Source organism: Lysobacter alkalisoli, assembly GCF_006547045.1.
Lineage (GTDB): Bacteria > Pseudomonadota > Gammaproteobacteria > Xanthomonadales > Xanthomonadaceae > Marilutibacter > Marilutibacter alkalisoli.
The window spans coordinates 443,702-469,367 of the sequence record NZ_CP041242.1; the positions used below are offsets into that span (position 1 = coordinate 443,702).

At 65.9% G+C, this 25,666-nt stretch carries 28 protein-coding genes; 19 read left to right on the forward strand and 9 right to left on the reverse strand.

From position 1 onward, the window contains the following. Positions 1-4: 4 nt before the first annotated feature. Both FKV23_RS01930 and FKV23_RS01935 read left to right on the forward strand, forming a co-directional pair. Positions 5-709, forward strand: a complete 705-nt coding sequence (locus FKV23_RS01930; RefSeq protein ID WP_141622339.1) for a pseudouridine synthase — start codon at positions 5-7, stop codon at positions 707-709. Between the two features lie 96 nt (positions 710-805). Next, the gene (locus FKV23_RS01935; protein ID WP_141622340.1) at positions 806-1,510 is read left to right on the forward strand and encodes an HAD family hydrolase; all 705 of its coding nucleotides are present in this window, start codon (positions 806-808) and stop codon (positions 1,508-1,510) included. Between the two features lie 31 nt (positions 1,511-1,541). Here the strand turns inward: FKV23_RS01935 and FKV23_RS01940 are convergent, their stop codons facing one another. Further along, positions 1,542-2,081, reverse strand: a complete 540-nt coding sequence (locus FKV23_RS01940) for a DUF1415 domain-containing protein (protein WP_141622341.1) — start codon at positions 2,079-2,081, stop codon at positions 1,542-1,544. Positions 2,082-2,265: 184 nt separating this feature from the next. After that, positions 2,266-2,748 carry a YajQ family cyclic di-GMP-binding protein gene (locus FKV23_RS01945; RefSeq protein WP_141622342.1) on the reverse strand — a complete coding sequence of 161 codons (483 nt, stop codon included), beginning with the start codon at positions 2,746-2,748 and terminating at the stop codon, positions 2,266-2,268. A 135-nt stretch (positions 2,749-2,883) separates the two neighbouring features. On the opposite strand from FKV23_RS01945, the gene FKV23_RS01950 reads away from it, so the two are divergent. From FKV23_RS01950 to FKV23_RS01960, 3 genes are read left to right on the forward strand one after another with little or no spacing between them, the layout of a single operon-like run. Continuing rightward, positions 2,884-3,951: an NAD(P)-dependent alcohol dehydrogenase gene (locus FKV23_RS01950; RefSeq protein WP_141622343.1), complete on the forward strand. Its 1,068-nt coding sequence runs from the start codon at positions 2,884-2,886 to the stop codon at positions 3,949-3,951. Further along, a complete protein-coding gene (locus FKV23_RS01955) occupies positions 3,948-4,820 on the forward strand; it encodes a DMT family transporter (protein WP_244244072.1) in 873 nt (290 codons plus the stop codon). Before FKV23_RS01950 ends, FKV23_RS01955 begins: the two co-directional genes overlap by 4 nt. 47 nt (positions 4,821-4,867) lie before the next feature. Then, positions 4,868-5,323 (forward strand): DUF1801 domain-containing protein, encoded by a 456-nt coding sequence (locus FKV23_RS01960; RefSeq protein WP_141622344.1) that lies wholly within the window; start codon positions 4,868-4,870, stop codon positions 5,321-5,323. A 497-nt stretch (positions 5,324-5,820) separates the two neighbouring features. On the opposite strand, the gene FKV23_RS01965 is transcribed toward FKV23_RS01960, so the two are convergent. Continuing rightward, positions 5,821-6,465: an OmpW/AlkL family protein gene (locus tag FKV23_RS01965; protein ID WP_141622345.1), complete on the reverse strand. Its 645-nt coding sequence runs from the start codon at positions 6,463-6,465 to the stop codon at positions 5,821-5,823. A gap of 320 nt (positions 6,466-6,785) precedes the next feature. Between FKV23_RS01965 and aceF the strand changes: the two genes are divergently transcribed. From aceF to lpdA, 4 genes are read left to right on the forward strand one after another with little or no spacing between them, the layout of a single operon-like run. After that, positions 6,786-8,162, forward strand: coding sequence for a dihydrolipoyllysine-residue acetyltransferase (gene aceF, locus FKV23_RS01970; RefSeq protein WP_141622346.1), 1,377 nt, complete (start codon positions 6,786-6,788; stop codon positions 8,160-8,162). Next, positions 8,159-8,845 carry a hypothetical protein gene (locus tag FKV23_RS01975; RefSeq protein ID WP_167284894.1) on the forward strand — a complete coding sequence of 229 codons (687 nt, stop codon included), beginning with the start codon at positions 8,159-8,161 and terminating at the stop codon, positions 8,843-8,845. The genes aceF and FKV23_RS01975 overlap by 4 nt, the downstream gene beginning before the upstream one ends. Next, a complete protein-coding gene (locus FKV23_RS01980; RefSeq protein ID WP_141622348.1) occupies positions 8,842-9,966 on the forward strand; it encodes a mechanosensitive ion channel family protein in 1,125 nt (374 codons plus the stop codon). The genes FKV23_RS01975 and FKV23_RS01980 overlap by 4 nt, the downstream gene beginning before the upstream one ends. A 26-nt stretch (positions 9,967-9,992) precedes the next feature. After that, a complete protein-coding gene (lpdA, locus tag FKV23_RS01985) occupies positions 9,993-11,828 on the forward strand; it encodes a dihydrolipoyl dehydrogenase (protein WP_141622349.1) in 1,836 nt (611 codons plus the stop codon). Positions 11,829-12,090: 262 nt separating this feature from the next. Here the strand turns inward: lpdA and FKV23_RS01990 are convergent, their stop codons facing one another. Further along, a complete protein-coding gene (locus FKV23_RS01990; protein WP_141622350.1) occupies positions 12,091-12,300 on the reverse strand; it encodes a DUF2061 domain-containing protein in 210 nt (69 codons plus the stop codon). A 215-nt stretch (positions 12,301-12,515) separates the two neighbouring features. On the opposite strand from FKV23_RS01990, the gene FKV23_RS01995 reads away from it, so the two are divergent. From FKV23_RS01995 to FKV23_RS02035, 9 genes are all read left to right on the forward strand, one after another. Next, positions 12,516-12,881: a hypothetical protein gene (locus FKV23_RS01995; protein ID WP_141622351.1), complete on the forward strand. Its 366-nt coding sequence runs from the start codon at positions 12,516-12,518 to the stop codon at positions 12,879-12,881. Positions 12,882-12,932: 51 nt separating this feature from the next. Further along, positions 12,933-13,730: a F0F1 ATP synthase subunit A gene (gene atpB, locus FKV23_RS02000; protein WP_141622352.1), complete on the forward strand. Its 798-nt coding sequence runs from the start codon at positions 12,933-12,935 to the stop codon at positions 13,728-13,730. A gap of 87 nt (positions 13,731-13,817) precedes the next feature. Beyond that, on the forward strand, positions 13,818-14,114 hold the full coding sequence (gene atpE, locus FKV23_RS02005) for a F0F1 ATP synthase subunit C (protein WP_141622353.1): 297 nt from the start codon (positions 13,818-13,820) through the stop codon (positions 14,112-14,114). A 111-nt stretch (positions 14,115-14,225) separates the two neighbouring features. Continuing rightward, on the forward strand, positions 14,226-14,696 hold the full coding sequence (locus FKV23_RS02010; RefSeq protein WP_141622354.1) for a F0F1 ATP synthase subunit B: 471 nt from the start codon (positions 14,226-14,228) through the stop codon (positions 14,694-14,696). A gap of 175 nt (positions 14,697-14,871) precedes the next feature. After that, entirely contained in the window at positions 14,872-15,399 is a 528-nt protein-coding gene (locus FKV23_RS02015; RefSeq protein WP_141622355.1) for a F0F1 ATP synthase subunit delta, read from the forward strand. Between the two features lie 55 nt (positions 15,400-15,454). After that, the gene (gene atpA / locus FKV23_RS02020; RefSeq protein WP_141622356.1) at positions 15,455-17,005 is read left to right on the forward strand and encodes a F0F1 ATP synthase subunit alpha; all 1,551 of its coding nucleotides are present in this window, start codon (positions 15,455-15,457) and stop codon (positions 17,003-17,005) included. A gap of 105 nt (positions 17,006-17,110) precedes the next feature. Further along, complete coding sequence (atpG, locus tag FKV23_RS02025) at positions 17,111-17,974, forward strand: F0F1 ATP synthase subunit gamma (protein ID WP_141622357.1); 864 nt, start codon at positions 17,111-17,113, stop codon at positions 17,972-17,974. Between the two features lie 66 nt (positions 17,975-18,040). Continuing rightward, entirely contained in the window at positions 18,041-19,447 is a 1,407-nt protein-coding gene (gene atpD, locus FKV23_RS02030; RefSeq protein WP_141622358.1) for a F0F1 ATP synthase subunit beta, read from the forward strand. A gap of 34 nt (positions 19,448-19,481) precedes the next feature. After that, positions 19,482-19,904: a F0F1 ATP synthase subunit epsilon gene (locus tag FKV23_RS02035; protein ID WP_141622359.1), complete on the forward strand. Its 423-nt coding sequence runs from the start codon at positions 19,482-19,484 to the stop codon at positions 19,902-19,904. A gap of 81 nt (positions 19,905-19,985) precedes the next feature. Here FKV23_RS02035 and FKV23_RS02040 read toward each other — a convergent pair whose 3' ends face one another. The 3 genes from FKV23_RS02040 to FKV23_RS02050 are packed head-to-tail and all read right to left on the reverse strand — an operon-like array spanning position 19,986 to position 21,025. After that, on the reverse strand, positions 19,986-20,219 hold the full coding sequence (locus FKV23_RS02040; protein ID WP_141622360.1) for a hypothetical protein: 234 nt from the start codon (positions 20,217-20,219) through the stop codon (positions 19,986-19,988). Positions 20,220-20,267: 48 nt separating this feature from the next. After that, the gene (locus FKV23_RS02045; RefSeq protein WP_141624991.1) at positions 20,268-20,654 is read right to left on the reverse strand and encodes a GtrA family protein; all 387 of its coding nucleotides are present in this window, start codon (positions 20,652-20,654) and stop codon (positions 20,268-20,270) included. 2 nt (positions 20,655-20,656) lie between these two features. Beyond that, positions 20,657-21,025, reverse strand: coding sequence for a hypothetical protein (locus tag FKV23_RS02050; protein ID WP_141622361.1), 369 nt, complete (start codon positions 21,023-21,025; stop codon positions 20,657-20,659). A gap of 90 nt (positions 21,026-21,115) precedes the next feature. On the opposite strand from FKV23_RS02050, the gene glmU reads away from it, so the two are divergent. Then, positions 21,116-22,498, forward strand: a complete 1,383-nt coding sequence (gene glmU / locus FKV23_RS02055) for a bifunctional UDP-N-acetylglucosamine diphosphorylase/glucosamine-1-phosphate N-acetyltransferase GlmU (RefSeq protein ID WP_141622362.1) — start codon at positions 21,116-21,118, stop codon at positions 22,496-22,498. Positions 22,499-22,670: 172 nt separating this feature from the next. Here the strand turns inward: glmU and FKV23_RS02060 are convergent, their stop codons facing one another. Continuing rightward, positions 22,671-23,984 (reverse strand): sensor histidine kinase, encoded by a 1,314-nt coding sequence (locus FKV23_RS02060; protein WP_341867570.1) that lies wholly within the window; start codon positions 23,982-23,984, stop codon positions 22,671-22,673. Beyond that, positions 23,984-25,318, reverse strand: a complete 1,335-nt coding sequence (locus tag FKV23_RS02065) for a sigma-54-dependent transcriptional regulator (protein WP_141622363.1) — start codon at positions 25,316-25,318, stop codon at positions 23,984-23,986. Before FKV23_RS02065 ends, FKV23_RS02060 begins: the two co-directional genes overlap by 1 nt. Positions 25,319-25,666: the final 348 nt, after the last annotated feature.

Below are 25,666 nucleotides of genomic sequence, written 5' to 3' on the forward strand. Positions count from 1 at the left end.
TGCGATGAAGCTGGTCCGCCTGATCGCCAACCTCGGCTACGGCAGCCGCAAGCAGGTCGCGCTGATGTTCCGCGAGGGACGCATCACCGACCCGGAGGGCGACGTGCTGTACGCCGACGACAAGGTCGGTCACGCCGACATCCGCATCGACGGCGAGCCGCTCGACCCGCCGGCCGGACTGGCCCTGATGCTGCACAAGCCGGCCGGCTACACCTGCTCGACCCGCGACCCGGGCCGCGTCATATACGACCTGCTGCCGCCGCGGTTCCGTCTGCGTTCGCCCGCGCTGTCGCCGGTCGGGCGGCTCGACCGCGACAGCACCGGCCTGCTGCTGATGACCGACGACGGTGCGCTGCTGCACCGGATCATCGCGCCGAAATCGAAGCTGGCGAAGGTCTACGAAGCGCAGCTGGCGTCGGACCTGCGTGGCGACGAGGCGGAAACCTTCGCCAGCGGCACGCTGATGCTGGAGTCGGAGAAGACCCCGCTGGCGCCGGTCGAACTGGAGATCGTCGAACCGCGTTTCGCCCGGCTCGCATTGACCGAAGGCCGCTACCACCAGGTGCGGCGGATGTTCGCCGCGGTCGGCAACCACGTCGAGGCGCTGCACCGCAGCCGCATCGGCGGGCTCAGCCTCGGCGACCTGCCGGCCGGCGCGTGGCGACCGCTCGACACCGATGACCTGGAACTGCTTTTCTCCTCCTCGTAGCGCGGGCAAGGCCGCAGGCCGCACCCGCGATGACACACGCCCCGGGTGCGGCCTGCGGCCTTGCCCGCGCCACGTGATTGCCGCAGTTCCGACCAGATGAAACGACTGATCGACTTCACCCCCGCCGCGCTGCTGTTCGACATGGATGGCACGATGATCGAGAGCGAGCGCAACCTGCTCGAATGCTGGCGCCAGGCGGCGTACGAGCTGCAACTCATGCTCGACGACAGCCTGTGGCTGTCGATGGTCGGCCTGTCGGACAAGGTCTGCCGGCAGATGCTGCATGACCGCCTTGCGGCCGACGAGGCCGAAGCGCTGACCACGCGCCTGGGCGAACTGTACGACCGGAGGGTCGAAGCCGGCCTGCCGCTGCGTCCCGGTGTGAAGCGCATGCTCGACCGGGTCGCAGCACGGAGCCTGCCACGCGCGGTGGTGACATCCACCCACCGCTGGCGCACCGAACAGAAGCTCGACCGGTGCGGCCTGGCGCGTTATTTCGACACCCTGGTGACCGGCGACGAGGTCCGCGAGTCCAAACCCGCACCCGAGATCTACCTGCTCGCGGCGGAACGCCTCGATGTCGATCCCGCCCGCTGCGTGGTGCTGGAGGATTCGGCAGCCGGCGTCTGCGCCGCGCTTGCGGCCGGGATGACCCCGATCCAGGTGCCCGACCTGGTGGCGCCGGACACGGCGACGCGCGCGTTAGGCCATCGCATCGTGGACAGTCTGGATGATGCGTGGGTACTGATCGAAACGGCCCTCGTTCCGACCCTCGCTTCGCGCTCCGGCCCTCAGGCATAGCCTTCCGGCGCTCGGGCGCGCGCGGTGCCCTTCACTCCCGCATCAGCTTCCGCCACCCCTCCCGCCCCAGCTTCTCCAGCGTGGCGATATTGCGCTCCACGATCACGTCCGGATCCGGATACGCGGCTACCGCGCGGTCGATGCTGGCTTCCCGCAGCAGGTGCAGGGTCGGATACGGCGAACGGTTGGTGAAGTTGCCGATGTCGTCGTCATCGGTGCCGGCGAACCGGTAATCGGGGTGGAAGCTGGCGATCTGGATCTCGCCTTCCAGCCCAAGCTCCGCCACCAGCCCCTCGGCGACGTCGAGGAAATCGTTGTAGTCGAGGAAGTCGGTCAACACCTGCGGATGCACGATCAACGTGGTGTCGATCTCGTCCGGGTCTGTCGCGTGCAGCAGGCGCAACTCGTCGCCGAGCTGTTCGAGCAGGGCTTGCGGTGTGTCGGCTTCGCTGGGCACGAACCGGACCTGCCGCTTCACGTACACCGCCTTCGCGAACGGGCACAGGTTCAGCCCGATCACCGCGCGTTCGAGCCAGCGGCGGGTGGCAGTGATGGGATCTTCCAGACTCATCGTGCCTGCATGTTGCTGTTGGGTTGGCTTTCCGAGGCGGCCATTAGCCTGTCCAGGCGCGGGCGGGTATGCCGTGGCAGGACCTTCCGAAACATGGATGTTTCGGAAGAGCCTACATGGACGTATTCACGGCGTGTCCTGCCACGGCATACCCGACCGCGGCCCCCGCAAGGCCATCCCCTCCTCAATCGCGGAAATTGTCGAACTGCAACGGCAGCTCGAACTCGCCGCCCTTGAGCAGCGCGATCGCCGCCTGCAGGTCGTCGCGCTTCTTGCCGTTCACCCGCAGCTTGTCGCCGTTGATCTGCGAGTCCACCTTGAGCTTGGCCGCCTTGATCGCGGCCTGGATCTTCTTCGCCAGCTCGCGCTCGATACCCTGCTTCACGGTGACCTTCTGCCGCGCCCCGGCGACATTGGTCTCGATCTCGCCGCGCTCCAGACAGCGCACGTCGATCCCGCGCGCGATCAGCCGCGCATCGAGAATGTCGCTCATCTGCTTGAGCTGGAAATCGCTCGGCGCCGACAGGCTGATCACCGTCTCGTCCAGCGCGAACTTCGCGTCCACGCCCTTGAAATCGAAGCGGTTGCCCAGTTCGCGGTTGGCCTGGTCGACGGCATTGGTCAGTTCGTGGCTGTCGACTTCGGAAACGATATCGAAGGAAGGCATGGCGCGCTCCATGGATGGGACAGGGGCGAAAGGGTACCGCATGCGATGTCGCCCGATCCTGTCACGCGGGCCGCCGCGCGCGGCGGGCGCCGTGGCGATTAGACTTGACCCGGCCGTACCCCACCGGAAGCCCCCATGCTCCAGACCCCCGCCTACGCCGCCCTCGATGCCCGTTCGCCGCTGGCGCCATTCTCGATCGAACGCCGCGAACCCGGCCCGCACGAGGTCCTGATCGACATCCTCTATTGCGGCGTCTGCCACTCCGACCTCCACCAGGTGCGCGACGACTGGGGCGCGGCGAGATTCCCGATGGTGCCCGGCCACGAGATCGTCGGCCGCGTAGTCCGCGTTGGCGATGCAGTTACCACGCACAAGACCGGCGACGTGGTCGGCGTCGGGGTGTTCGTCGATTCCTGCCGGCGCTGCCCATCCTGCCAGGCTGGCGAGGAGCAGTACTGCGACCTTGGCATCAGCGCGACCTATAACGGCTTCGATCGCGACGCCGACGGCCGCCTCGACAAATCACGCCCGACATATGGCGGTTATTCGACCCGGATCACCGTCGATGCGGAGTACGTGTTGCGTATTCCGGATGCCATCCCGCTCGACCGCGCCGCGCCGCTGCTGTGCGCGGGCATCACCACGTACTCGCCGCTGAAACACTTCGGCGTCAAACCGGGCGACAAGGTGGCCGTGGTCGGTCTCGGCGGGCTCGGCCACATGGGCGTCAAGTTCGCCGTGGCGATGGGGACGCACGTGACCGTGCTGAGCACGTCGGAATCCAAGCGCGACGACGCGCTCGCGCTGGGCGCGCACGAATTCGCCGCCACCCGCGAGCCCGGGGCGTTCAGGCGCCTGGCCCGGCAATTCGACCTGATCCTCGACACCGCCGCCGCGCCGCATGATTACAACGCCTACCTCAACCTGCTCCGTCTCGATGGCACCATGGTGCTGGTCGGCCTGCCCGACGAGCCGATGCCGGTCTCGGCCGGCGTGCTGACCAGCCGGCGCCGGCGCCTGGCCGGCTCGATGATCGGCGGCATCCGCGAGACCCAGGAGATGCTCGACTTCTGCGCCGCACACGGCATCGCCTCGGACATCGAACTGATCGACATCGCCGACATCAACGAAGCCTATGAGCGGATGTTGAAGGGCGACGTGCGCTACCGCTTCGTGATCGACATCGCCAGCCTGCGGCAATGACCTACTCCCTCCGCGCCCCGTTGGCCATGCTCGCCGCGGTGGCCTTTTTCTCGCTGATGGATGCCGGGTTGAAGACCCTGTCGACCGGCTATCCACCGTTCCAGGTCGCCTGCCTGCGCGGCGCGGCCTCGCTGCCGTTCGTGCTGGCCTGGGCACTGTGGTCGGGCGGCGTGGCTTCGCTGCGGGTGCATCGCTGGTCGCTGCACCTGCTGCGCGGCGTGCTCGGCGTGACCATGATGGTCTGTTTCGTCTACGCGCTGCAGACCTTGCCGCTGTCGACCGCGTATTCGATCTTCTTCGTCGCACCGCTGCTGATCACCGCGCTGTCGGTGCCGCTGCTCGGTGAGCGGGTCGGGCCGCGGCGCTGGACCGCGATCGCGATCGGCCTGCTCGGCGTGCTGGTGTTGCTGCGGCCGAGCGGGGAAGGGCTGGTCAGCGTGGCCGCGTTGGCGGTGCTGGTGGCGGCGACCGGTTACGCGCTCAGCGCGATCGCGGTGCGGGTGCTGGGGCGGACCGACAGCATGCAGTCGATGATGGTCTGGCTGATGGCCATGATCGCGGTTGGCGCGGGCGCGCTGGCGTGGCCGGACTGGGTGCCGATCCGGGCCGCCGACGGCTGGGTGATCCTCGGTGTGGGCGTGGCCGGCGCACTCGGCCAGTACGCGATCACCGAAGCATTCCGCGTTGGCGAGGCCTCGCTGATCGCGCCGCTGGAATACACCGCCCTGGTCTGGGGCGTGCTGCTCGACCTGAGCCTGTGGGGCGTGCTGCCCGATGCCATCACCTGGCTGGGCGCGGCGATCATCGTCGCCAGCGGCCTGTACCTGCTGCGCCGCGAGCGCGTGCATGTCGAGGCCGAGCATCCCTGATTGCGATATCTTCGGCCGTACCCGCAATTGCATCGAAGGGTGTCGCGATGGCTACCAGCAAGGCTGCAACCGTGGACGAATATCTGGCGGAGCTGCCCCCGGAGAGGCGCGCCATCGTTGTCACGGTGCGCGATGCCGTCAACGCGGCCATGCCGACCGGGTACGAAGAGGGCATGGCCTACGGCATGATCGGCTGGCACATTCCGCTGTCACGCTATCCGGCGACCTACAACAAACAGCCGTTGAGCTACGCAAGCCTCGCTGCGCAGAAGAACCACTACACCCTCTACCTGATGGCTGCCTATGCCGATTCGGCGCAGGAACGCCGCCTGCGCGAGGCTTATGCCGAGGCCGGGTTGAAGTTCGATATGGGCAAGTGCTGCCTGCGCTTCAAATCCCTCGACGGACTGTTGCTCGAACCGGTTGCCGAAGTCATCGCATCGATGCCGGTGGACGACTACATCGCCGTATACGAGGCCGCGCGAGGCAGCGGCGGGAAATAAGGGCTCTTCCCCCACTGCGGCAGAAGAACGTTTCTTCTGCCAAGTGACGGGAGCTTGCCTTCTGCCGCTTGTATTTGTGTTCGATCGCCGGTTCTCGCTGCAACCTGGCTGTCCCGACGCGACCTGCCGGCCTTGACGGCGAATGTCCCCCGGCCGCCGCCTGTGGCGGCGGCCTCCTCCTTGATTTCGCCGTCAAGGCCGGCAGGCCTCGTCGGATCGCGCGGCCACGCCGAAACGCGAAGCCGATCCTCCCCGGGATTCTGCTTCTGGAACTACCGCCCATGTCCGAACGCCGGGGGCGAAGGCCCTTGGGTGCGAAATCAAGGAGGAGGTACCGGCCATGGCCGGTGCCGGGGGACATTCGCATCCAAGGGCCTTCGCCCCCGGCGCCTTGTGATCCAACAGACCCGGCGCTTTCCCCGGCAATCCGTGAAGAACCAAAAAAAACGCCCCGCAAGAAGCGGGGCGTCCGATTGCAACAGCAGATCAACCGGGAATCAGAACCGTGCGCCGATACCCACCCCGAGCACCACCGGGTTGACCTTGGCCTTGCCGACGGTTTCGCCGTCGAGGTACAGGTCGGAGTCGCCACTCAGGTAGCGCGCGTCGGCGCGGGCGAACCAGCTCGGCGACAGCGCCACGTCGACGCCGGCGGTCGCCATCGCGCCCTTGGCGGTCTCCACGCCCAGGCGCTGGCCGGTCAGAGCGCCGGTCGGCTCGACCGTCTCGCTGTCGAAGTTCTGCTCGTAGTAGCCCAGACCCACGAACGGGCGCAGCAGACTGTCGGCGGGACGGAAGTGGTACTGGGCGCTCAGTGCGTACGGCTGTGCGTCGACGCTGCCGGCCTTGCCATCGGCGCCGTTGACGCGGTGGCCGAACTTGCTGGCCGCGCCCCAGGCTTCGACCGCGATGTGGTCGTTGACGTACCAGCTCGCGCTCAGGGTGGCGGCGTTGCTGCCGTCCAGTTCCAGCCGCGACTCGTCGCCGATCCAGGTGTTCTCGGTCGGCTCGGCGAGGGCGACGCCGCCTACCACCGCAAAGTTCTTGCCGGTGGAGGTGCCGAAGCTGAGCGCGTCCTGCGCGAACGCGACGGGGGTGATGGCCAGGGTGCCCAACAGGGCCAGGGTCTGATGGATTCGCATCTCGAATTCTCCTGGAGCTTCTACGGCTCCTGTGATCGGGGGAATGCCCTGGCGCAGGGGGGAGGGTGTGCAACCAGGGCGGCCACACCCTATCCGCGGACGCATGAATGCGCCCCGGCGCGCAGGCCCAGGCTGAATGAACTTTTCATTGCAGATACAGGTCGGCCGTGGCCCACCGTACCCCGGCGTTTGTTTGCGATCGGGCGCTCGATGTCCCGCGAAGTCGCGCAGGACATTGGTTTCAGCCGTACTGCACCGGTTGGCGCGTTTGCGTTCAGCCGCCACAATAGGGTTTTCCAACCCCACGACGAGTTCGAACCATGGCTGACCTGAAGGAAGCGCGCGTCCCCGATATTGGCGATTACGACGGCGTGCCCGTGATCGAACTGCTGGTCGCGGTGGGCGATACCGTGAGCCAGGATCAGGGACTGGTCACGCTGGAGTCCGACAAGGCCACGATGGAGGTGCCGGCGCCATTCGCCGGTGTGGTCCGCGAGATCAAGGTCAAGGTTGGCGACGACTTGTCCGAGGGCAGCGTGGTCGCGCTGATCGAACCGGCCGGAAACGGTACCCAAGCTGAAGCCCCAGCGCCTGCGCCAACTCCGGCCCCGGCTCCCGACAAGGCCCCGGACAAGGCCCCGGACAAGGCCGAAGCGGATTCCGCACCCGCGCCGTCCGAGCGCCGCGATGGGCACGGCGGCGGTGATGCTGCGCAGTCGACTCCCACCAAATCGCCACCGGTGGCGTTCAACGCCGACGAATTGCTGCCGGACAAGGTGCCTTACGCGAGCCCGGCGGTGCGCCTGTTCGCGCGCGAGCTCGGAGTCGACCTGTCGCAGGTGACCGGCAGCGAGCGCGGCGGCCGCATCGGCAAGGACGACGTGCAGAAGTTCGTCAAGAGTGTGATGTCGGGTGCGGTGCCCGGCGGTGCGCCGGCCGCAGGCGGTGGCGGACTCAACCTGTTGCCGTGGCCGAAGGTCGACTTCAGCAAGTTCGGCGAGACCGAGAGCAAGCCGCTGTCGCGGATCAAGAAACTGTCGGGCGCCAACCTCGCCCGTAACTGGGCGATGATCCCGCACGTCACCCAGCACGACGATGCCGACATCACCGACCTCGAGGACCTGCGCGTTACTCTCAACAAGGAGAACGAGAAGGCGAAGAACGGCGTCAAGCTGACGATGCTCGCCTTCCTGATGAAGGCCGCGGTCGCCGCGTTGCAGAAGTACCCCGAGTTCAACGCCTCGCTCGACGCCAGCGGTGAGAACCTGGTGCTGAAGAAGTACTTCCACATCGGATTCGCCGCCGACACCCCGAACGGCCTGGTCGTGCCGGTGGTGCGCGACTGCGACAAGAAGGGCGTCATGCAGATCGCGCAGGAGACCGGCGAGCTGGCGAAGAAGGCCCGCGACGGCAAGCTCGGTCCGGCCGAGATGAGCGGCGGCTGTTTCTCGATCAGCTCGCTGGGCGGCATCGGCGGCACCTCCTTCACGCCGATCGTCAACGCGCCGGAAGTCGCGATCCTGGGCGTGTCCAAGTCGTCGATCAAACCGGTCTGGGACGGCAAGGCATTCCAGCCGCGGCTGATGCTGCCGCTGTCGTTGAGCTACGACCACCGCGTCATCGACGGTGCCTCCGCGGCCCGCTTCACTGCCTACCTGGCGGCGCTGATGGCCGACCTGCGCCGCGGCCTGCTGTGAGGGGCGGACGCATCCAGGGGCGCCGCTTCGCGGCTGTTGCGGTTGCCGGCCTGCTGGCCGGTGTGGCCGTCATGCCGGCGTGGGCCGCCCGTGATTGCGAGGTTGCGCTCGGCCATGGCTGGCCGCCGGCGACCGAGAACTACGGCAATGCGGTCGAAAGCCTGCTGGTCGACGATGACGCGCCCGCACTGATGCTGACCCGCCTGCCCGCGCGCGGTACCGAGGATGCGGTGATGCTGGTCCCCGGCGCTGGAGGCAACTGGACCCTGCAGTACGTCACCGCCAGGAAGCGCGTGCTCAACTGGACCGGCAGCGGCGCCGCCATGCAGCGTGAGCTGCAGGTGGAACAGACGCCGAAGCGGGAGATGGTGGAGATTCCCGCCGGCTTGGCCGAGCACCTCGTCGATGCCTGGCGGCAGACCCTGGCGGTCGCGGTACCGGCCGGGCGTGATGCGCCTTTCAGCGAGGACGACACCTGGCTGCTGGTCATCGATGGCCAGCGCGTGAGCGGCGCCGTGCCGGGGTGCGGTGCAGCCGGCTTCATGGCCGAACAGGCCGAACTGCTGATCAAGGCTGCCGATACCCGTGAATCCAGGCTCGACAAGCGCTGGGGCAAGCTGGAGCGTTCGCTGGACAGGATGGCCAAAGCGCGGGCCGCCGACGGCGGGGCGCCTGAACGATGACGGCCGGGTCCGCCAGCGAGCGTCTGGGAGCTGCGGGCGAGTACGCCCTCGAGGCGGCCGATGCGGCCGTGCGCAAGGGCTCCGAGGGGCTGCAGCCGCTGCTCGACTTCACCTTGTTCAAGGTCGGTGACGACGCGGTCACCGTGGCCGGCCTGCTGGCCGCGGTGGTGGTGGTGCTGGTGGTGCTGACCGCATCGATGCTGCTGCGGCGCGCGCTGTCGCGCTACGGCGAGCGCCACCTCAATGTCAACCCGGCCTCGCTGTACACCCTGTCGCGGGTGGTTCACTACATCCTGATCGTGCTCGGCCTGCTGCTGGCGCTGGAGCTGGTGGGCATTCCGGTCGCCAAGTTCGCCGTGGTCGCCGGTGCGATCGGCGTCGGCCTGGGCTTCGGCCTGCAGGCGATTTTCAACAATTTCATTTCCGGCCTGATCCTGTTGTTCGACAAGTCGCTCAAGGTCGGCGACTTCGTCGAGCTTGAGGAGGGCACCCGCGGCACGGTCAAGGCGATCAACATCCGTGCCACCCAGATCACCACCAACGACAGCATCGACATCCTGGTGCCGAATTCGGAGTTCGTCAGCGGGCGGGTGGTGAACTGGACCCACGGTTCGCCGACCCGGCGGATACGGGTTCCGTTCGGCGTCGCCTACGGCACCGACAAGGAGCGGGTGAGGCAGGCGGCGCTCGAGGCCGCCGCGCGCGTACCGTTCACCCTGTCGATGGAGGGCTCCCAGGCGCCGCAGGTCTGGCTGACCCGCTTCGGCGACAGCGCGGTCGAATACGTGCTCGCGGTTTGGCTGAACGAAACCGCGGCGCGACGCAATGCCGCGGTCGAGGCCGCCTACCTGTGGGAGCTGGATACCGCCCTGAAGGAACATGGCATCGAGATCCCGTTCCCGCAGCGCGATCTGCATATCCGCAGCGTGTTCGGACGCCACGGCGACGATGCACTGGCCGCCCTCGGCCAGACGCCGCCCGCGGCGAGTGACGACGACCATGCCTGGCCGCCGTCGGACCGTGCCGCGCCCTCGGCCAACGACGCCATGCGTGACGTGGTCCAGGGCGGTACCCCTGCCGAACCCGATACCGATTCAGAAACCGATGCGCGCGACCGTTGATCGCCTGCACGATTGGAGAAGCTGCAATGGCACGAGAAGTTGAAGTCAAGGTCCCGGATATCGGCGATTTCGATGGCGTACCGGTGATCGAGCTGCTGGTCGCGGTCGGTGACACCGTCGCGGCCGACCAGGGACTGGTCACGCTGGAATCGGACAAGGCGACGATGGAAGTGCCGTCGCCGGCCGCCGGCGTGGTCAAGGCGCTCAAGGTCAAGCTCGGTGACGAGGTGTCCGAGGGCGCGGTGATCGCGATCCTGGAAGCGGCCGAAGCGGAAGGCGGCGCACCCCCTTCGGCTGGGGCCTCGGCCGACGATCGTAGCGAGGCGGGCGAGGGCAAGGCCGCCTCGCCGCCGACCTCCCCTGCAGGCGGAGAGAGGAGCCAAGATGCCACGCCGGCACCGCAGGCGGCCGCCGCCAGCGGCCGCAAGGCCGACATCGAATGCCGCATGGTCGTGATCGGCGCTGGCCCGGGCGGCTACACCGCCGCGTTCCGTGCCGCCGATCTCGGCCTCGACACCGTGCTGGTCGAGCGTTACGACAGTCTGGGCGGCGTGTGCCTCAACGTTGGCTGCATCCCGTCCAAGGCCTTGCTGCATGCCGCCGCGCTGATCGACGAGGCCGCGCATTCGGCCGACATCGGCGTCGCCTTCGGCAAGCCGAAGATCGACATCGACAAACTGCGCGGGTTCAAGCAGGACAAGGTCGTCGCGCAATTGACCAAGGGCCTGGCCGGCATGGCCAAGCAGCGCAAGGTGCGCACCGTGCAGGGCGTGGCGAAGTTCGTCTCGGCGAACGAGCTGGAGATTTCCGGCAGCGACGGCAAGACGCAGTTGCTGCGTTTCGAACACTGCATCATCGCCGCCGGTTCGCAGGCGGTGAAGCTGCCGAACTTCCCGTGGGACGACCCACGGGTGATGGATTCGACCGATGCGCTCGAGCTGGCCGAGGTGCCGAAGAAGCTGCTGGTCGTGGGTGGCGGCATCATCGGCCTGGAGATGGCGACCGTGTACCGCGCGCTGGGCAGCGAAGTGACCGTGGTCGAGTTCATGGACCAGCTGATGCCGGGCGCCGACAAGGACCTGGTCAAGCCGCTCGCCGACCGGCTGAAGAAGCAGGGGGTGCAGGTTCATCTCAAGACCAAGGCGGCGACCGTCAAGGCGGAGAAGAAGGGCATCACCGTCGGTTTCGAGAGCGCCAGCGAAGGCCAGAAGCCGGCACTGGAATCGGGTACCTGGGACCGCGTGCTGGTCGCGGTCGGACGCGCGCCCAACGGCGGCAAGATCGACGCCGACAAGGCCGGCGTGCAGGTCACCGAGCGCGGCTTCATCCCGGTCGACCGGCAGATGCGCACCAGCGTGCCGCACATCTTCGCGATCGGCGACCTGGTCGGCCAGCCGATGCTCGCGCACAAGGCCACCCACGAGGGCAGGCTGGCGGCCGAAGTCGCCGCCGGCGAGAAGAAAGAGTGGGTCGCGCGGGTGATTCCGTCGGTGGCCTACACCGATCCGGAGATCGCCTGGGTCGGCGTCACCGAGACCGAGGCGAAGGCCAAGGGGCTGAAGGTCGGTGTCGGCAAGTTCCCGTGGGCGGCCAGTGGCCGTGCGATCGGCATCGGCCGTACCGAGGGCTTCACCAAGCTGCTGTTCGACGAAGCCACCCACCGCATCATCGGCGGCGGCATCGTCGGCGTGCATGCCGGCGATCTGATTTCCGAGATCGCGCTGGCGATCGAGATGGGCTGCGAGGCGGCCGACATCGGCCACACCATCCACCCGCACCCGACCCTGAGCGAAAGCGTCGCGATGGGCGCCGAGGTGTACGAGGGCACGATCACCGACCTCTACATCCCCAAACGCAAGTAGGAGCGCCCTCGGGCGCGATCAGGCCTGCCGCGCGCATGTGGGGGACGGTCCGCCAGACAAACCGAAGCCCCGGCTGTCCCACCGGGGCTTCGTCGGGTCCGCCACTTCTGACGAGGAAGGTGTTGGCGCAGCGGACTCGCAGGATCGGACTGCGCGAACCGGGCGGAAGTTCCGCGCCCGCTGCGATCCGTTCGCCGACCGCATTCAGGCAAACCGCATTCAGGCGAACCGCATTCAGGCGAACCGCATTCAGGCGAACCGCTCAGACCATCAATGGCCCATCGTCGATTTCCTTCGCGCGGCGGCGCTCGATCCGCGTCCATGCTCTCTCATGCAGGTGGAAGGCGACGGTGTTGCAGGCCGGTTCGACCAGCGCCAGTGCGCCGCCGACCCAGACACTGCCGGTCATCAGGTAGCCGACCGCGAATGCGACGCTGAAATGCACCGCGGCAAAGCTCAGGGTCTTGGTCATGTCTGCAGCTTTATATGAGAATGATTCTCAATATTAAGTCAATTGGCAGCAATGTCCAGGTGATTATTCCTGTTGCTTCGATAGGATTCATCGATAGATGAGCGGACCGATGTCCCGCCTGTCCGTCGCTGATGGCGGTTGCCCGAAAGGAGGGCGCAATCTATACTCTCGCGGCTCACCCGGGCGCTTTTAGTCCAAACACAATCGAGTCCCGCGTGTACGACCCCTTGCATACAGGCCATCGCCTGGCGCGCCGCACGGCCGTCTGGCAGGCCGGAACAACAGCGCTGCTGGCCCTGATGTTCCTGTTGCAGGGGGTTCCGCACGCCTTCGCGGTGGTGGTTGGCGGGGCGGCCATGCTGGTCGGCGGGGCGATCGCGGCACGACTGATGGTCGGCGGCGGCGTCCAGGCGGCGGCAGGTGTGGTGATCCGCTGGTTCGCCGGCGTGATCCTCAAGTGGGGGGTGGTGCTTGTGGTGGTGCCGCTGGCCATGGCCGTGTGGGGACTACCACCGGTGCCGTTGCTGGCCGGTGTGATTGCCGCCCTCGTGGCGCAGATGCTGGCGCTGTCCCGGCGCTGACAACCCAACCGATTTTGCTTCATTCATTTCATTAACCAGGATCCAGGATAGATGGCGGGCGAGGCCGAACTGACTCCCACCGGGTACATCAACCACCACCTGCAGAACCTGACCACGTCGGTCGGTGAGGGTGGCTTCTGGACCTTGCACCTGGACACCCTGATCACCGCGGTCCTGATGGGCCTGCTGATCGTGTTCGCGTTCTGGGCGGCGACCCGCAAGGCCACCTCCGGCGTGCCGGGCAAGTGGCAGGCCTTCGTCGAGATCTGCCTGGAGTTCGTCGACAAGCAGGCGCGTGACACCTATCACGGCCCGAGCCGGCTGGTGACGCCGATCGCGATCACCCTGTTCTTCTGGATCCTGATGATGAACCTGCTGAAGATGATTCCGGCAGACTTCATCGCCAAGCCGCTCGAACTGGCCGGCGTGCACTACTGGAAGCCGGTCCCGACCGCCGACGTCAACGCGACGCTGGGCATGTCGATCAGCGTGTTCTTCCTGATGCTGTTCTTCGCGATCCGCGCCAAGGGCTTCGGCGGCTTCACCAAGGAGTTCCTGACCGCGCCCTTCGGCAAGTGGATGATGCCGTTCAACCTGATCATCAACATCGTCGAGTGGGTGAGCAAACCGATCTCGCTGGCGATGCGACTGTTCGGCAACATGTTCGGCGGCGAGATCGTGTTCCTGCTGATCTGGGTACTCGGTGGCGCCGGCATCATCGGTGCGCTCGCGGGCGGCGTGTTCGGCCTCGGCTGGATGCTGTTCCACCTGCTGGTGATCCCGCTGCAGGCGTTCATCTTCATGATGCTGTCGATCGTTTACCTGAGCCTGTCGGAAGACGCCCACTAAGCGCTTCGGCGCAAGCCCCGGTTACCAGGTCCTTACCGTTTCAACCCTTCCTCGTTTCAACCCTTAAGCACCCGTTCGGAGACAACCATGGAAATCCTTGCCCACCTCGCTTCGGTTCAGGCCTCGACTGCTCTGGCCGTCGGCATCATGATCGGCCTCGCCGCCCTCGGCGCCGGTCTCGGCCTGGCCATCATGGCCGGCAAGTTCCTTGAGTCGGCCGCCCGTCAGCCGGAGCTGATCCCGGTCCTGCAGGTCCGCATGTTCATCACCGCCGGCCTGATCGATGCCGCGTTCATCATCACCGTCGCTGTTGCACTGCTGCTGGCCTTCACCAACCCGCTGGCCTCGGCGCTGCTGAGCGAAGCCGCCCGGATCGCCGGCTGATAACCGTCGAGCGTCGCACCGGGTGCCCATGAAGACGGGTGCCCGGTGTGGAGATGAAGGGGCGGTGCCCTCGGTACCGTCCGCTCCATTCCATCTGGCAGAGCCTTACGTATGAGCATCAATCTGACCCTATTCGCCCAGGCGCTGGCTTTTGCCGGTCTGATCTGGATCATTGCGACCAAGATCTGGCCGCCGCTGCTCAGTGCCATCGAGGAGCGCCAGAAGAAGATCGCCGAGGGCCTCGCCGCGGCGGACATGAGCCAGAAGCACCTGGCCCAGGCCCAGGAGAAGGTCGACGCCGAGCTGCGCGCGGCCCGTACCAAGGCCAACGAGATCATCGAACAGGCGCACCAGCGCGCCAACCAGATCATCGAGCAGGCCAAGGGCGAAGCCATCACCGAGGCGGCCCGCCAGAAGGCGCTGGCCGAGGACGAGATCGTCGCTTCCACCAACCGCGCCCGCGAGGACCTGCGCAAGCAGGTGTCGGTGCTGGCCGTCAGCGGCGCCGAGAAGCTGATCCGTCGCGAGATCGATCCCAACGTCCACAAGGCGTTGCTGGACGAGCTCGCGGCCGAGATTTGATGATGGCCGGATCGATGCGTCAGGTTCTTCGCAGCCCCCTTGAATCGAGGGGGCTGCAGCGTGGCTCGCCCATGATGCAGGGGATGCAGAGGCAGGCGTCCGCAGCAGTTTGCGCAGCAAGCGGCCGGGCGTTGCCGAAGCCGACCGTCGATGGCATTCACGAGGCCGTTTCAGAATGACACAGTCCCTCACCATCGCCCGTCCCTACGCCCGCGCCGCCTACGCTGCCGCGCGCGATGCCGGCACCGTGCCCGGCTGGTCGCAGGCGTTGGCGTTCGCCGCGCGCGTGGCCGTCGACCCGCAGGTGCACAGTCTGCTTGGCCATCCGCAACTGGCGGCGGCCGATGCCGCCGGCCTGCTGGTGGTCGACGGTGCCGACGAAGCGTTCACCCGCTTCCTCGGCCTGCTCGCCGACAACCGCCGGCTGGCGCTGCTGCCGGAGATCGCCGGCCTGTTCGAGGACCTGCGTGCCGAGGCCGACCGCGTGGTCAAGGCCAAGGTCACCGCAGCCAGCGAACTGCCCGCGACCGAACTCGAATCGATCCGTGCCGCGCTGAAGAAGCGCTTCGGTCGCGAGGTCGAGGTCGAGACGGCGATCGACGCCTCGCTGCTCGGCGGCGCGGTGATCGATGCCGGCGACGTGGTCATCGACGGCTCGCTCAAGGGCAAGCTCGCGCGTCTGCAGACGCAGCTGACGCAGTAACCGAATTCACGCATAAGCATTCACTCCGGTTTTGGCCGGATCAAGGGAACCACCCATGGCAACCACCCAGCTCAACCCGTCCGAAATCAGCGAACTGATCAAGACCCGCATCGAGAAGGTCAAGCTGACCGCCGAGGCGCGCAACGAAGGCACCGTCACCTCGGTGGCCGACGGCATCGTGCGCATCTACGGTCTGGCCGACGTGATGCAGGGCGAGATGATCGAGCTGCCCGACAGCACGTACGCACTGGCCCTGAACCTGGAGCGCGATTCGGTCGGCGCCGTGGTCCTGGGCGACTACGAGCACCTGCGCGAGGGCGACGTGGCCAAGACCACCGGTCGCATCCTCGAAGTGCCGGTCGGTCCCGAACTGCTCGGCCGCGTCGTCAACGCACTGGGCGAGCCGATCGACGGCAAGGGTCCGGTCAACACCTCGCTGACCGCGCCGGTGGAGCGCGTCGCACCGGGCGTGATCTGGCGCAAGTCCGTCGACCAGCCGGTGCAGACCGGTTACAAGTCGGTCGACTCGATGATCCCGATCGGCCGCGGCCAGCGTGAGCTGGTCATCGGCGACCGTCAGACCGGCAAGACCGCGCTGGCGATCGACGCGATCATCAACCAGAAGGGCACCGGCATCAAATGCATCTACGTCGCGATCGGCCAGAAGGCCAGCTCGGTCGCGAACGTGGTCCGCAAGCTGGAGGAGAACGGCGCGCTGGCACACACCATCGTCGTCGCCGCCACCGCCTCCGAGTCGGCCGCGATGCAGTACATCAGTGCCTACTCCGGCTGCACCATGGGCGAGTACTTCATGGATCGCGGCGAAGATGCGCTGATCGTGTACGACGACCTGTCCAAGCAGGCCGTGGCCTACCGCCAGATCTCGCTGCTGCTCAAGCGCCCGCCGGGCCGCGAAGCATACCCGGGCGACGTGTTCTACCTGCACAGCCGCCTGCTCGAGCGCGCCGCGCGCGTGTCGACCGACTACGTCGAGAAGTTCACCAACGGCGAGGTCAAGGGCAAGACCGGTTCGCTGACCGCGCTGCCGATCATCGAGACCCAGGCCGGCGACGTGTCCGCATTCGTGCCGACCAACGTGATCTCGATCACCGATGGCCAGATCTTCCTCGAGACCGACCTGTTCAACGCCGGCATCCGCCCGGCCGTGAACGCCGGCATCTCGGTGTCGCGCGTCGGCGGCTCGGCCCAGACCAAGATCATCAAGAAGCTGTCGGGCGGCATCCGCATCTCGCTCGCCCAGTACCGTGAGCTGGCCGCGTTCGCGCAGTTCGCCTCGGACCTGGACGAAGCCACCCGCAAGCAGCTCGAGCGCGGCCAGCGCGTCACCGAACTGATGAAGCAGCGGCAGTACGAGCCGATGTCGATCGCGATGCAGGCGCTGTCGATCTATGCCGTCAACGAGGGCTACCTCGACGACGTCGTGGTCAACAAGATTGGCGCCTTCGAAGACGGCCTGCACGCCCACTTCGCCAACACCCAGGGCGAACTGGTCGACCAGGTCAACTCGACCGGCAACTGGAACGACGATATCGAGGCCGCGTTCAAGAAGGGCATCGAAGAGTTCAAGTCGACGGGTACCTGGTGAAGAAGGCCTGGGGGCTGGAAGCTAGGGGCTGGTAACGGCCAAAGCTGACGGACCCCAGCCCCTGGATCCTAGCCCCCAACCCCCAAAGCGAGCGAAGCGAGCGAAATGGCAGGCGGACGCGAAATCAAATCCAAGATCAAGAGCGTGCAGAACACCCGCAAGGTGACGCGCGCGCTCGAGATGGTCTCGGCCTCCAAGATCCGCAAGGCGCAGGACCGGATGCGCGCCTCGCGCCCGTATGCGCGGGTGATGAAGCAGGTGATCGGCCACCTGGCCCAGGCCAATACCGACTACCAGCATCCGTTCCTCGAGGAGCGTGCCGAGGTCAAGCGGGTCGGTTACCTGATCGTCTCCTCCGACCGTGGCCTGGCCGGCGGCCTGAACAACAACATGTTCCGCAAGCTGCTGGGCGAGTTCCGCGAGTGGCAGGACAAGGGCGTCGAGATCGACGTGGTGACCATCGGCCAGAAAGCCTCGGTGTATTTCCGCCGGCTCAAGGTCAACATGGTCGGCTCGGTCACCCACCTGGGCGACCAGCCGAAGCTGGAGCAGATCGTCGGCGTGGTCAAGGTGATGCTGGACGGCTACAGCGACGGCAACCTCGAGCGCGTGTTCGTCTGCTACAACGACTTCATCAACACGATGACCCAGCGCGCGACCTTCGACCAGCTGCTGCCGCTGCCCAAGCCGGAAGAGCAGGTCGCCAGGCACGACTGGGATTACATCTACGAGCCGGCTCCGGCCGACGTGCTCGACACCGTGCTGACCCGTTACATCGAGTCGCTGGTGTACCAGGCGGTACTGGAGAACGTGGCGTCCGAGCACGCCGCGCGCATGGTCGCGATGAAGGCCGCATCGGACAACGCCAGCAAGCTGATCGACACCCTGCAGCTGGTCTACAACAAGGCCCGGCAGGCGGCGATTACCCAGGAAATCTCGGAAATCGTCGGCGGCGCGGCGGCAGTCTGATCCCAACCCCATCACGCGGACGCAGGTCGCGGCCGCAGGCAAGCTTAAAGTTACGAGGAAACAACCATGAGTCAGGGCAAGATCGTTCAGATCATCGGTGCCGTTGTCGACGTCGAGTTCCCGCGCGCCGAAGTGCCGAAGGTGTACGACGCGCTGAAGGTCGACAACACCGAAATCACGCTGGAAGTGCAGCAGCAGCTCGGTGACGGCGTGGTGCGCACGATCGCCCTCGGCTCGACCGACGGCCTCAAGCGCAACCTGGTCGCGACCAACACCGGCAAGGCGATCTCGGTGCCGGTCGGTGCCGGCACCCTGGGCCGCATCATGGACGTGCTGGGCCGCCCGATCGACGAGGCCGGCCCGGTCGAGGCCAGCGCCGAATGGGAGATCCACCGCTCGGCCCCGACCTACGAGGAGCAGTCCTCGGCCAACGACCTGCTCGAGACCGGCATCAAGGTCATCGACCTGATGTGCCCGTTCGCGAAGGGCGGCAAGGTCGGCCTGTTCGGCGGCGCCGGCGTCGGCAAGACCGTCAACATGATGGAACTGATCAACAACATCGCCAAGGCGCACTCGGGCCTGTCCGTGTTCGCCGGCGTGGGCGAGCGTACCCGCGAGGGCAACGACTTCTACCACGAGATGAAGGACTCCAACGTCCTCGACAAGGTGGCGATGGTCTACGGTCAGATGAACGAGCCGCCGGGCAACCGCCTGCGCGTGGCGCTGACCGGCCTGACCATGGCCGAGTACTTCCGCGACGAGAAGGACGCGTCCGGCAAGGGCAAGGACGTGCTGCTGTTCGTCGACAACATCTACCGTTACACCCTGGCCGGCACCGAGGTGTCCGCGCTGCTGGGCCGCATGCCGTCGGCGGTGGGCTACCAGCCGACCCTGGCCGAGGAAATGGGCGTGCTGCAGGAGCGCATCACCTCGACCAAGACCGGCTCGATCACCTCGATCCAGGCCGTGTACGTGCCCGCGGACGACCTGACCGACCCGTCGCCGGCGACCACCTTCGCCCACCTCGACGCCACCGTCGTGCTGAGCCGCAACATCGCCTCGCTGGGTATCTACCCGGCGGTCGATCCGCTGGATTCGACCAGCCGCCAGCTCGACCCGAACGTGATCGGCAGCGAGCACTACGACGTCGCGCGCAAGGTCCAGGCGACGCTGCAGAAGTACAAGGAGCTCAAGGACATCATCGCGATCCTGGGCATGGACGAGCTGTCGGAAGAGGACAAGCAGGCCGTGTCGCGCGCGCGCAAGATCGAGCGCTTCTTCAGCCAGCCGTTCCACGTTGCCGAGGTGTTCACCGGCTCGCCGGGCAAGTACGTGTCGCTGAAGGACACCATCCGCGGCTTCAAGGGGATCGTGGAAGGCGAGTACGACCACCTGCCGGAGCAGGCGTTCTACATGGTCGGCACCATCGACGAGGCGGTGGAGAAGGGCAAGAAGATCGTCGAGAAGGCATAAGCCAGCCCGTCGACCGAGCCAAGCGAGACAAAAAATGACCACCATCCGTTGCGACATCGTCAGCGCCGAGCACGAGATCTTCCACGGTGAGGCCAGCATGGTCGTTGCCACCGGCGAGATGGGCGAGCTCGGCATCGCGCCGCGCCACGCGCCGCTGATCACCCGCCTCAAGCCCGGCAAGGTCGTGGTGACCCTGCCCAACGGCGAACAGCTCGACTTCGCGATCTCGGGTGGCATCCTCGAGGTGCAGCCGCAGGTGGTGACCGTGCTGGCCGACACCGCGGTGCGCGCCGAGGACATCGACGAGGCTGCCGTGCGTGCGGCCAAGGACGAGGCCGAGCGCGTGCTGGCCAATCGCGGCGAGCAGATGGACGTGGCCGAAGCCCAGGCCAAGCTGGCCGAGGCGATGGCCCAGTTGCAGGCACTGGAGCGGTTGCGCCGCAACATGAAGCACTGACGCTTCCAGCGCCACAACTGCATGTGAACGCCGGCCTCGTGCCGGCGTTCTGCTTTCCGGCCAGTCCGGGGCCCGACGTACCTATCCGGAATCGGAACCTGCAAATGGGGTCTCGCGGTCGCCCAGGACCGGATGGATCGCCTGGCGTGGCTCGGCAGAAACATCGAAGTTCAGCCATGACAGCAGCATTTGCGCGCCGAGGATGACAGGCAGCGCCGCCAGCATCACCGTGCCGGCGGTGGCCGGCGTGCCGCTACCCGCAGAGTCAAGCCATTGCCGAAGGCCGAAGGCCGCGATCGACTCGATCAGCAGCATGACGCACCCGGCAACAGGGAATCACGGCGGCGATGCGGGGCGAAGGACTCATGGCTGGCGATAGATCCAGTGGCGCGAAGTGAAGAAACTGACCACGGCCAGGCAAGCTTCGACCACGGGCTTGGCCAGCCAGGCCGAGCTCAGCCCAAAGTGGTGGCCAATGCCCGTGACCAGCAGCGTACTGACAGCGGTCAGCAACAGCCAGGCGATGATGAAGCGGATCAGCTGCCGGGGCCCCAGGCGGCGGTCACCGCTGGCGAAGGTGATCTTTCCGTTGAGCCAGAAGCCGAGCAGGGCGCCGGCGATCCGGCCGATGATGTTGGCCGCTTCCAACGACATCCCGGCCCGGCTCAGCGCGATCGTGACCAGCGAATCGACCACGACGAGCGCGCCACCGACCAGCAGGAACCAGAACCCTTGCCGCATCAAGACCATGGTCACTTGGGCAGGCTCCACCATTCCGCTTCGCCGACCGACATGTTCAGCTCGGTCGACAATGCAGGCGAATACCACTCGGAGATACATCCGCGACTGCCGATCTCGGCGAAATGGGGGTGGTCGGGATCGAGCACCGAGCGCTCGGACATGACCTGCGGGACTGCCTGCAGAATGACGGAAACCCACCCATGGTGAACGGGCAGGAGTGACAACCAGCCGATCAGACCGGCGAGCGCGATCAGCAGCAGCTCGCCCATGCGGCCGAACGGCCATTGCGTCCACAAGCGATGACTGACAAAGCCGACTGCAAGCAGCACCGGGCCCAGCCACAACAGTGCCGCTTCGATCCGTCGAGAGGTGTACTGCATGGGATTGCGGGTCCGAATATGGGGCGGAAAGGCGATTCCGCCTATGCTATCAGCCGCTGTCGTTTCCAGATTGATGCAAGGACCCGTTCAATGACCCATTCCCTCCACGTCGTGATCCTCGCCGCCGGCGAGGGCAAGCGGATGAAGTCCGCTGTTCCCAAGGTGCTGCAGAAGATCGCCGGCAAGCCGATGCTGGGGCATGTGATCGACACCGCCCGCGCGCTTCAGCCGGCCGGCATCCACGTGGTGTACGGGCATGGTGGCGAGCAGGTACGCGAGGCCTTCGGCGACCAGGAGGATCTGCGCTGGACTGAGCAGGCCGAACGCCTCGGCACCGGCCATGCCGTGCAGCAGGCCATGCCGGGTGTGCCGAACGATGCCCGCGTTCTGGTGCTGTACGGCGATGTGCCGCTGATCACAACCGCGACCCTGCAGCGACTGCTCGAGGTGTCCGATCCGCTGGCGGTGCTGGTTGCCGAACTCGACGATCCGACCGGTTACGGCCGCATCGTTCGCGACGCGGAGGGCAAGGTCGGCGCGATCGTCGAGCAGAAGGACGCCAATGCCGAGCAGCGTGGGATCCGCACCGTCAACACCGGTATCCTCGTCGCCGATGCCGGCGCGTTGAAGCGCTGGCTGCAGGAGCTGGGCAAGGACAACGCACAGGGCGAGTACTACCTGACCGACGTGTTCGGCACCGCGGCACGCGAATACGACGCGGCCGAGATGGTGTTCGTCGATGCTCCGATCGAGGTCGAAGGCGCCAACGATCCTTGGCAGCTGGCCCAACTCGAACGTGCGTTCCAGCTGCGCGCCGCGCGCGCGCTGTGCGTACAGGGCGCGCGCCTGGCCGATCCGTCGCGCTGCGACATCCGCGGCACGGTGACGGTCGGCCACGACGTCGAGATCGACGTCGATGTGGTATTCGAGGGCGAGGTCGAGCTGGGCGATGGTGTCCGCATCGGCCCGTTCTGTCGCCTCAAGGACGTGCGGCTCGGCGCGGGTACACAGGTGCTTGCGCATTGCGACCTGGATGGCGTTCTGGTCGAAGGCGCTGCCGCGATCGGCCCGTATGCGCGCCTGCGCCCGGGCACGGTGCTGGCCGACGGTGCGCGCATCGGCAACTTCGTCGAGACCAAGAACACCACCGTCGGCACCGGCAGCAAGGCCAACCACCTGACCTACCTCGGCGACACCACGGTCGGTGCGGGTGCCAACATCGGTGCCGGCACGATCACCTGCAACTACGACGGCGTGAACAAGTCGAAGACCAGGATCGGCGATGGCGCCTTCATCGGTTCCAACAGTTCGCTGGTCGCGCCGGTCGAGATTGGCGCACAGGCGACGATCGCTGCCGGCTCGGTCATCACCCGGCCCGCGCCCGAGGGCAAACTGACCGTCGCTCGCGCGCGGCAGGAGACCATCGATGGCTGGCAGCGGCCGGTGAAGCGAGAAAGGAGTGGGGAGAAGTGAGAAACGAGTAGAAGCATGAGGCGCGGGGTCCCTGCTCTTCTCTCACTCCTCACTCATTTTCCCTCTCTACTCTTCATCGGGTAGCCCGGGTAAGGCCGAAGGTCGCACCCGGGGACCTTCTCAACAAGTCGGAACGTCCCGGGTGCACTCCGCTTACCCAGGCTACGGCTCTCTATTCGGCATCCGGCAGCACCATGCTCACGCACAGCCCGCCACCCTCGCGGTTGAGCAGGGCGATGCGGCCGCCGTGGGCCTCGGCGATTTCGCGTGCGAGCGCCAGGCCGAGGCCGGTGCCGTTGCGCTTGGTCGAGTAGAACGGCAGCAGGGCGTTGGCGAGCACCGCCTCGTTCATGCCGTTGCCGCGATCGAGCACGTCGATTCGCCAGCCATCGGGCAGGCGGCGCAGCGACAGCTTCACGTCCTGCGGAGGTGAGCCGGATTCGTGCGCGTTCTTGAGCAGATTGAGCAGGCACTGCTCGAGCTGGGCCGCATCGAAGCGGGCATGGCCGTTGTCCGGCACGCCTTCGGCGACAAACTCGACCTGGTCGCGCAGCTGCGAGACGAAGCGCGACCATCGCACCGGCTGGGTACGTGGTGCCGGCAGCTTGGCGAAGCGGGCGTAGTCGCGGATGAAGCCTTCGAGGTGACGCGCGCGTTCCTCGATCGTCGCCAGCGCGTTCGGCAGTCGCTCGAGCTGGCCGCGGCGCAGCAACTCACTGCCGGAATGGGCGAGTGAGGCGATCGGCGCCAGCGAGTTGTTGAGTTCATGACTGATGACCCGGATCACCTTCTTCCAGGTCTGCACTTCCTGCCGGCGCAGTTCGGCGGTCAGCAGCCGCAGCATGACCAGTTCGTGGCGGCGACCGTTGAGGCGGAACTGCCGGCGCGAGAGGTGGTAGATGTCCTCGTTGTCCTCGTCACCGACCGTGAACATGCCGTCGCCGCCGCGGTCGAGCGTCTCACGCATGGCGTCGGGTGCAAGGGCGACCAGATCCTCGAACGCGTGGCCTTCGAGCTGATGTCCGTCGCCGAGCATCTTGCGTGCGGCGAGATTTGCGTGGACGACGCGCCGTGCCGGATCAACCAGGATCATTGCCACCGGCGTGTTGTGCACCATTGTGTCGAGCAGCAGTTCGCGTTGCACGAGGGCGTTGCGCTGCTCGCGCAACGCATCGCCGAGGCGATTGTGGGCGTCTACCAGGTCGGCGAGTTCGCCGCGCCCTGCCCAGCGAATACCGAAGCTGTAATCGCCGTCCCGATAGGCTGTGACCGCACCAGCCAGGGCACGAAGGAGGGCGCGGACCGGAGCGTGCCACCGCCGGATTCGCCAGATAAAAAAAGGCAGCGTCAGTCCAGTCGCAGCCAGGGCAGCGTTCCATGGCGACAGCCAAGATGTCAGCCAACCCGCCAGGATCGCTACCGCCATCATGAAGCACGCCGCAAGAAGGGTCAGCGACAGCTCAAGCGGCAGCCGGGATACGGGCATCAGTTGCGCCGCAGCCCTAGCTTGTCCATGCGACGGTACAACGCTTGGCGCGACAGTCCGAGTTCAGTGGCTGCTTGTGCAAGCACGCCTCCTGCACGTTCAAGAGCGGCCTGGATCTGCGAACGGTCAGGCTCTCGCGCGATCACGGAGGAACTGTCGAGCGCTGGCATCCCGAGTGCGTTGGCGTCGATCTGGCATGTTGGCGAAAGAAGGGCTGCTCGTTGCATCACGTTGCGTAGCTCGCGAACGTTGCCGGGCCATCGGTGGCGCAGTAGGGCCTGCTCGGCGGAGCGTAGCAGAAGCTTGCCGGGAGGGAGAAAATGGCGAGCCAGCGGCAAAATGTCGTCGGGTCGTTCGGCCAGCGATGGCAGCCTGAGTTCGATTGCATTCAGACGATAGTAAAGGTCTTCGCGAAAGCGGCCTTGTTCGATCAGGAGAGACAGGTTGGCATTGGTTGCGCTAAGCACACGCACGTGCACCTGCTTTTCGCGATTGGAGCCAAGTCGTTCGAAACGACCGGTTTCGAGCACGCGCAACAACTTGGCTTGCCCCTCCAGCGACAAGTTGGCGATCTCATCCAGGAATATTGTGCCTCCATCCGCTGCTTCGAACTTGCCTTCGCGTGCCCTGCTTGCTCCGGTGTAGGCGCCAGCATCAGCGCCGAACAGCTCCGCTTCGATCAAATCCGCAGGCAGCGCGCCACAGTTGAGCGCGACGAACGGGCCAGAATGAGCCGTGGAGTTGGCGTGAATGATCTCGGCGATTTTTTCTTTTCCGGCACCATTCGGCCCTGTTACAAGTACAGGTAGTTTCGAGCGTGCCACCTGAACTGCCATGGCAAGCACACGCTCGCTCGCCGCATCGGCCCATACCATGCCACATAGATCATGGTCTCGCTCCAGAGCGTCCCGATCGTGCTGTTCGCGTGCAATCCGCCGCTGGAGCTCTCTCCGGTTCGCTGAAAGCTCCAGAAGATTCCCTAACGTGATCATCAATTTATGATCATCCCACGGTTTGGCAATGTAGTCGGTTGCGCCTGCCTTGATCAATTCGACTGCAGATTCGAGGCGCGTCCACGCGGTCAGCAATACAATGGGTATTCCCGGGTGCCGTGTACGGATTTCGTTGAAAAGCGTCTCGCCTTCATGGCCTGACGTGGTGTCCGCGTGGAAGTTCATATCCTGGATCACCAGGTCCGGCGACGCACGGGACAGGATGTCCAGCCCTTCCGAGGGGCTCTCCGCATGCAGGGTCTGGATGCCGTGGAGCGAGAAGAGCACCTCCAGTGCGATCGCGACCGATGGGTTGTCATCTATAACGAGAATGGTTGGCATCGAGACAAGAAGGATTCGAGAGTTCAGGCGGGCATCGTACAGTCACCCATGGAGACGAGCACGTCGGCGCCCGTTGGTTTGTTAGATGGTGGCGACGGTCTTCATGGCGCGACAGCCATGGGGCGTATCAGTGGATCCGAGATGAATTGTTATAAAGAATGACACGTTAGTAAATATTGGCAATGCCTGTGTAGTACTGCTGTCCTTGAACGTGAGGCAGATCATAAAAGGTAGAGCTCTGTACGTAGAGCGCCCCGCATTGAGGGGCACAAGAAGAGTGCAATCAGAAGGGTCTTATTAGGGGTGATTCCGGTGAGAGGCAGGTTGACAGTGATGTTCGGGTCTTCT

Bases quoted from the DNA above. Each gene is read 5' to 3' on its own strand.
- FKV23_RS01940 (WP_141622341.1), bottom strand. From the start codon at position 2,081: ATGAGTCTGGAAGATCCCATCACTGCCACCCGCCGCTGGCTCGAACGC.
- FKV23_RS01955 (WP_244244072.1), top strand. From the start codon at position 3,948: ATGACCTACTCCCTCCGCGCCCCGTTGGCCATGCTCGCCGCGGTGGCC.
- atpE (WP_141622353.1), top strand. From the start codon at position 13,818: ATGGAAATCCTTGCCCACCTCGCTTCGGTTCAGGCCTCGACTGCTCTG.
- FKV23_RS01990 (WP_141622350.1), bottom strand. From the start codon at position 12,300: ATGACCAAGACCCTGAGCTTTGCCGCGGTGCATTTCAGCGTCGCATTC.
- FKV23_RS01930 (WP_141622339.1), top strand. From the start codon at position 5: ATGAAGCTGGTCCGCCTGATCGCCAACCTCGGCTACGGCAGCCGCAAG.
- FKV23_RS02015 (WP_141622355.1), top strand. From the start codon at position 14,872: ATGACACAGTCCCTCACCATCGCCCGTCCCTACGCCCGCGCCGCCTAC.
- aceF (WP_141622346.1), top strand. From the start codon at position 6,786: ATGGCTGACCTGAAGGAAGCGCGCGTCCCCGATATTGGCGATTACGAC.
- glmU (WP_141622362.1), top strand. From the start codon at position 21,116: ATGACCCATTCCCTCCACGTCGTGATCCTCGCCGCCGGCGAGGGCAAG.
- atpB (WP_141622352.1), top strand. From the start codon at position 12,933: ATGGCGGGCGAGGCCGAACTGACTCCCACCGGGTACATCAACCACCAC.
- FKV23_RS01980 (WP_141622348.1), top strand. From the start codon at position 8,842: ATGACGGCCGGGTCCGCCAGCGAGCGTCTGGGAGCTGCGGGCGAGTAC.
- FKV23_RS02010 (WP_141622354.1), top strand. From the start codon at position 14,226: ATGAGCATCAATCTGACCCTATTCGCCCAGGCGCTGGCTTTTGCCGGT.
- FKV23_RS01960 (WP_141622344.1), top strand. From the start codon at position 4,868: ATGGCTACCAGCAAGGCTGCAACCGTGGACGAATATCTGGCGGAGCTG.
- atpD (WP_141622358.1), top strand. From the start codon at position 18,041: ATGAGTCAGGGCAAGATCGTTCAGATCATCGGTGCCGTTGTCGACGTC.
- FKV23_RS02045 (WP_141624991.1), bottom strand. From the start codon at position 20,654: ATGGTCTTGATGCGGCAAGGGTTCTGGTTCCTGCTGGTCGGTGGCGCG.
- lpdA (WP_141622349.1), top strand. From the start codon at position 9,993: ATGGCACGAGAAGTTGAAGTCAAGGTCCCGGATATCGGCGATTTCGAT.
- FKV23_RS01965 (WP_141622345.1), bottom strand. From the start codon at position 6,465: ATGCGAATCCATCAGACCCTGGCCCTGTTGGGCACCCTGGCCATCACC.
- atpA (WP_141622356.1), top strand. From the start codon at position 15,455: ATGGCAACCACCCAGCTCAACCCGTCCGAAATCAGCGAACTGATCAAG.
- FKV23_RS01945 (WP_141622342.1), bottom strand. From the start codon at position 2,748: ATGCCTTCCTTCGATATCGTTTCCGAAGTCGACAGCCACGAACTGACC.
- FKV23_RS02065 (WP_141622363.1), bottom strand. From the start codon at position 25,318: ATGCCAACCATTCTCGTTATAGATGACAACCCATCGGTCGCGATCGCA.
- FKV23_RS02040 (WP_141622360.1), bottom strand. From the start codon at position 20,219: ATGCTGCTGATCGAGTCGATCGCGGCCTTCGGCCTTCGGCAATGGCTT.
- FKV23_RS01950 (WP_141622343.1), top strand. From the start codon at position 2,884: ATGCTCCAGACCCCCGCCTACGCCGCCCTCGATGCCCGTTCGCCGCTG.
- FKV23_RS02050 (WP_141622361.1), bottom strand. From the start codon at position 21,025: ATGCAGTACACCTCTCGACGGATCGAAGCGGCACTGTTGTGGCTGGGC.
- atpG (WP_141622357.1), top strand. From the start codon at position 17,111: ATGGCAGGCGGACGCGAAATCAAATCCAAGATCAAGAGCGTGCAGAAC.
- FKV23_RS02060 (WP_341867570.1), bottom strand. From the start codon at position 23,984: ATGCCCGTATCCCGGCTGCCGCTTGAGCTGTCGCTGACCCTTCTTGCG.
- FKV23_RS01935 (WP_141622340.1), top strand. From the start codon at position 806: ATGAAACGACTGATCGACTTCACCCCCGCCGCGCTGCTGTTCGACATG.
- FKV23_RS02035 (WP_141622359.1), top strand. From the start codon at position 19,482: ATGACCACCATCCGTTGCGACATCGTCAGCGCCGAGCACGAGATCTTC.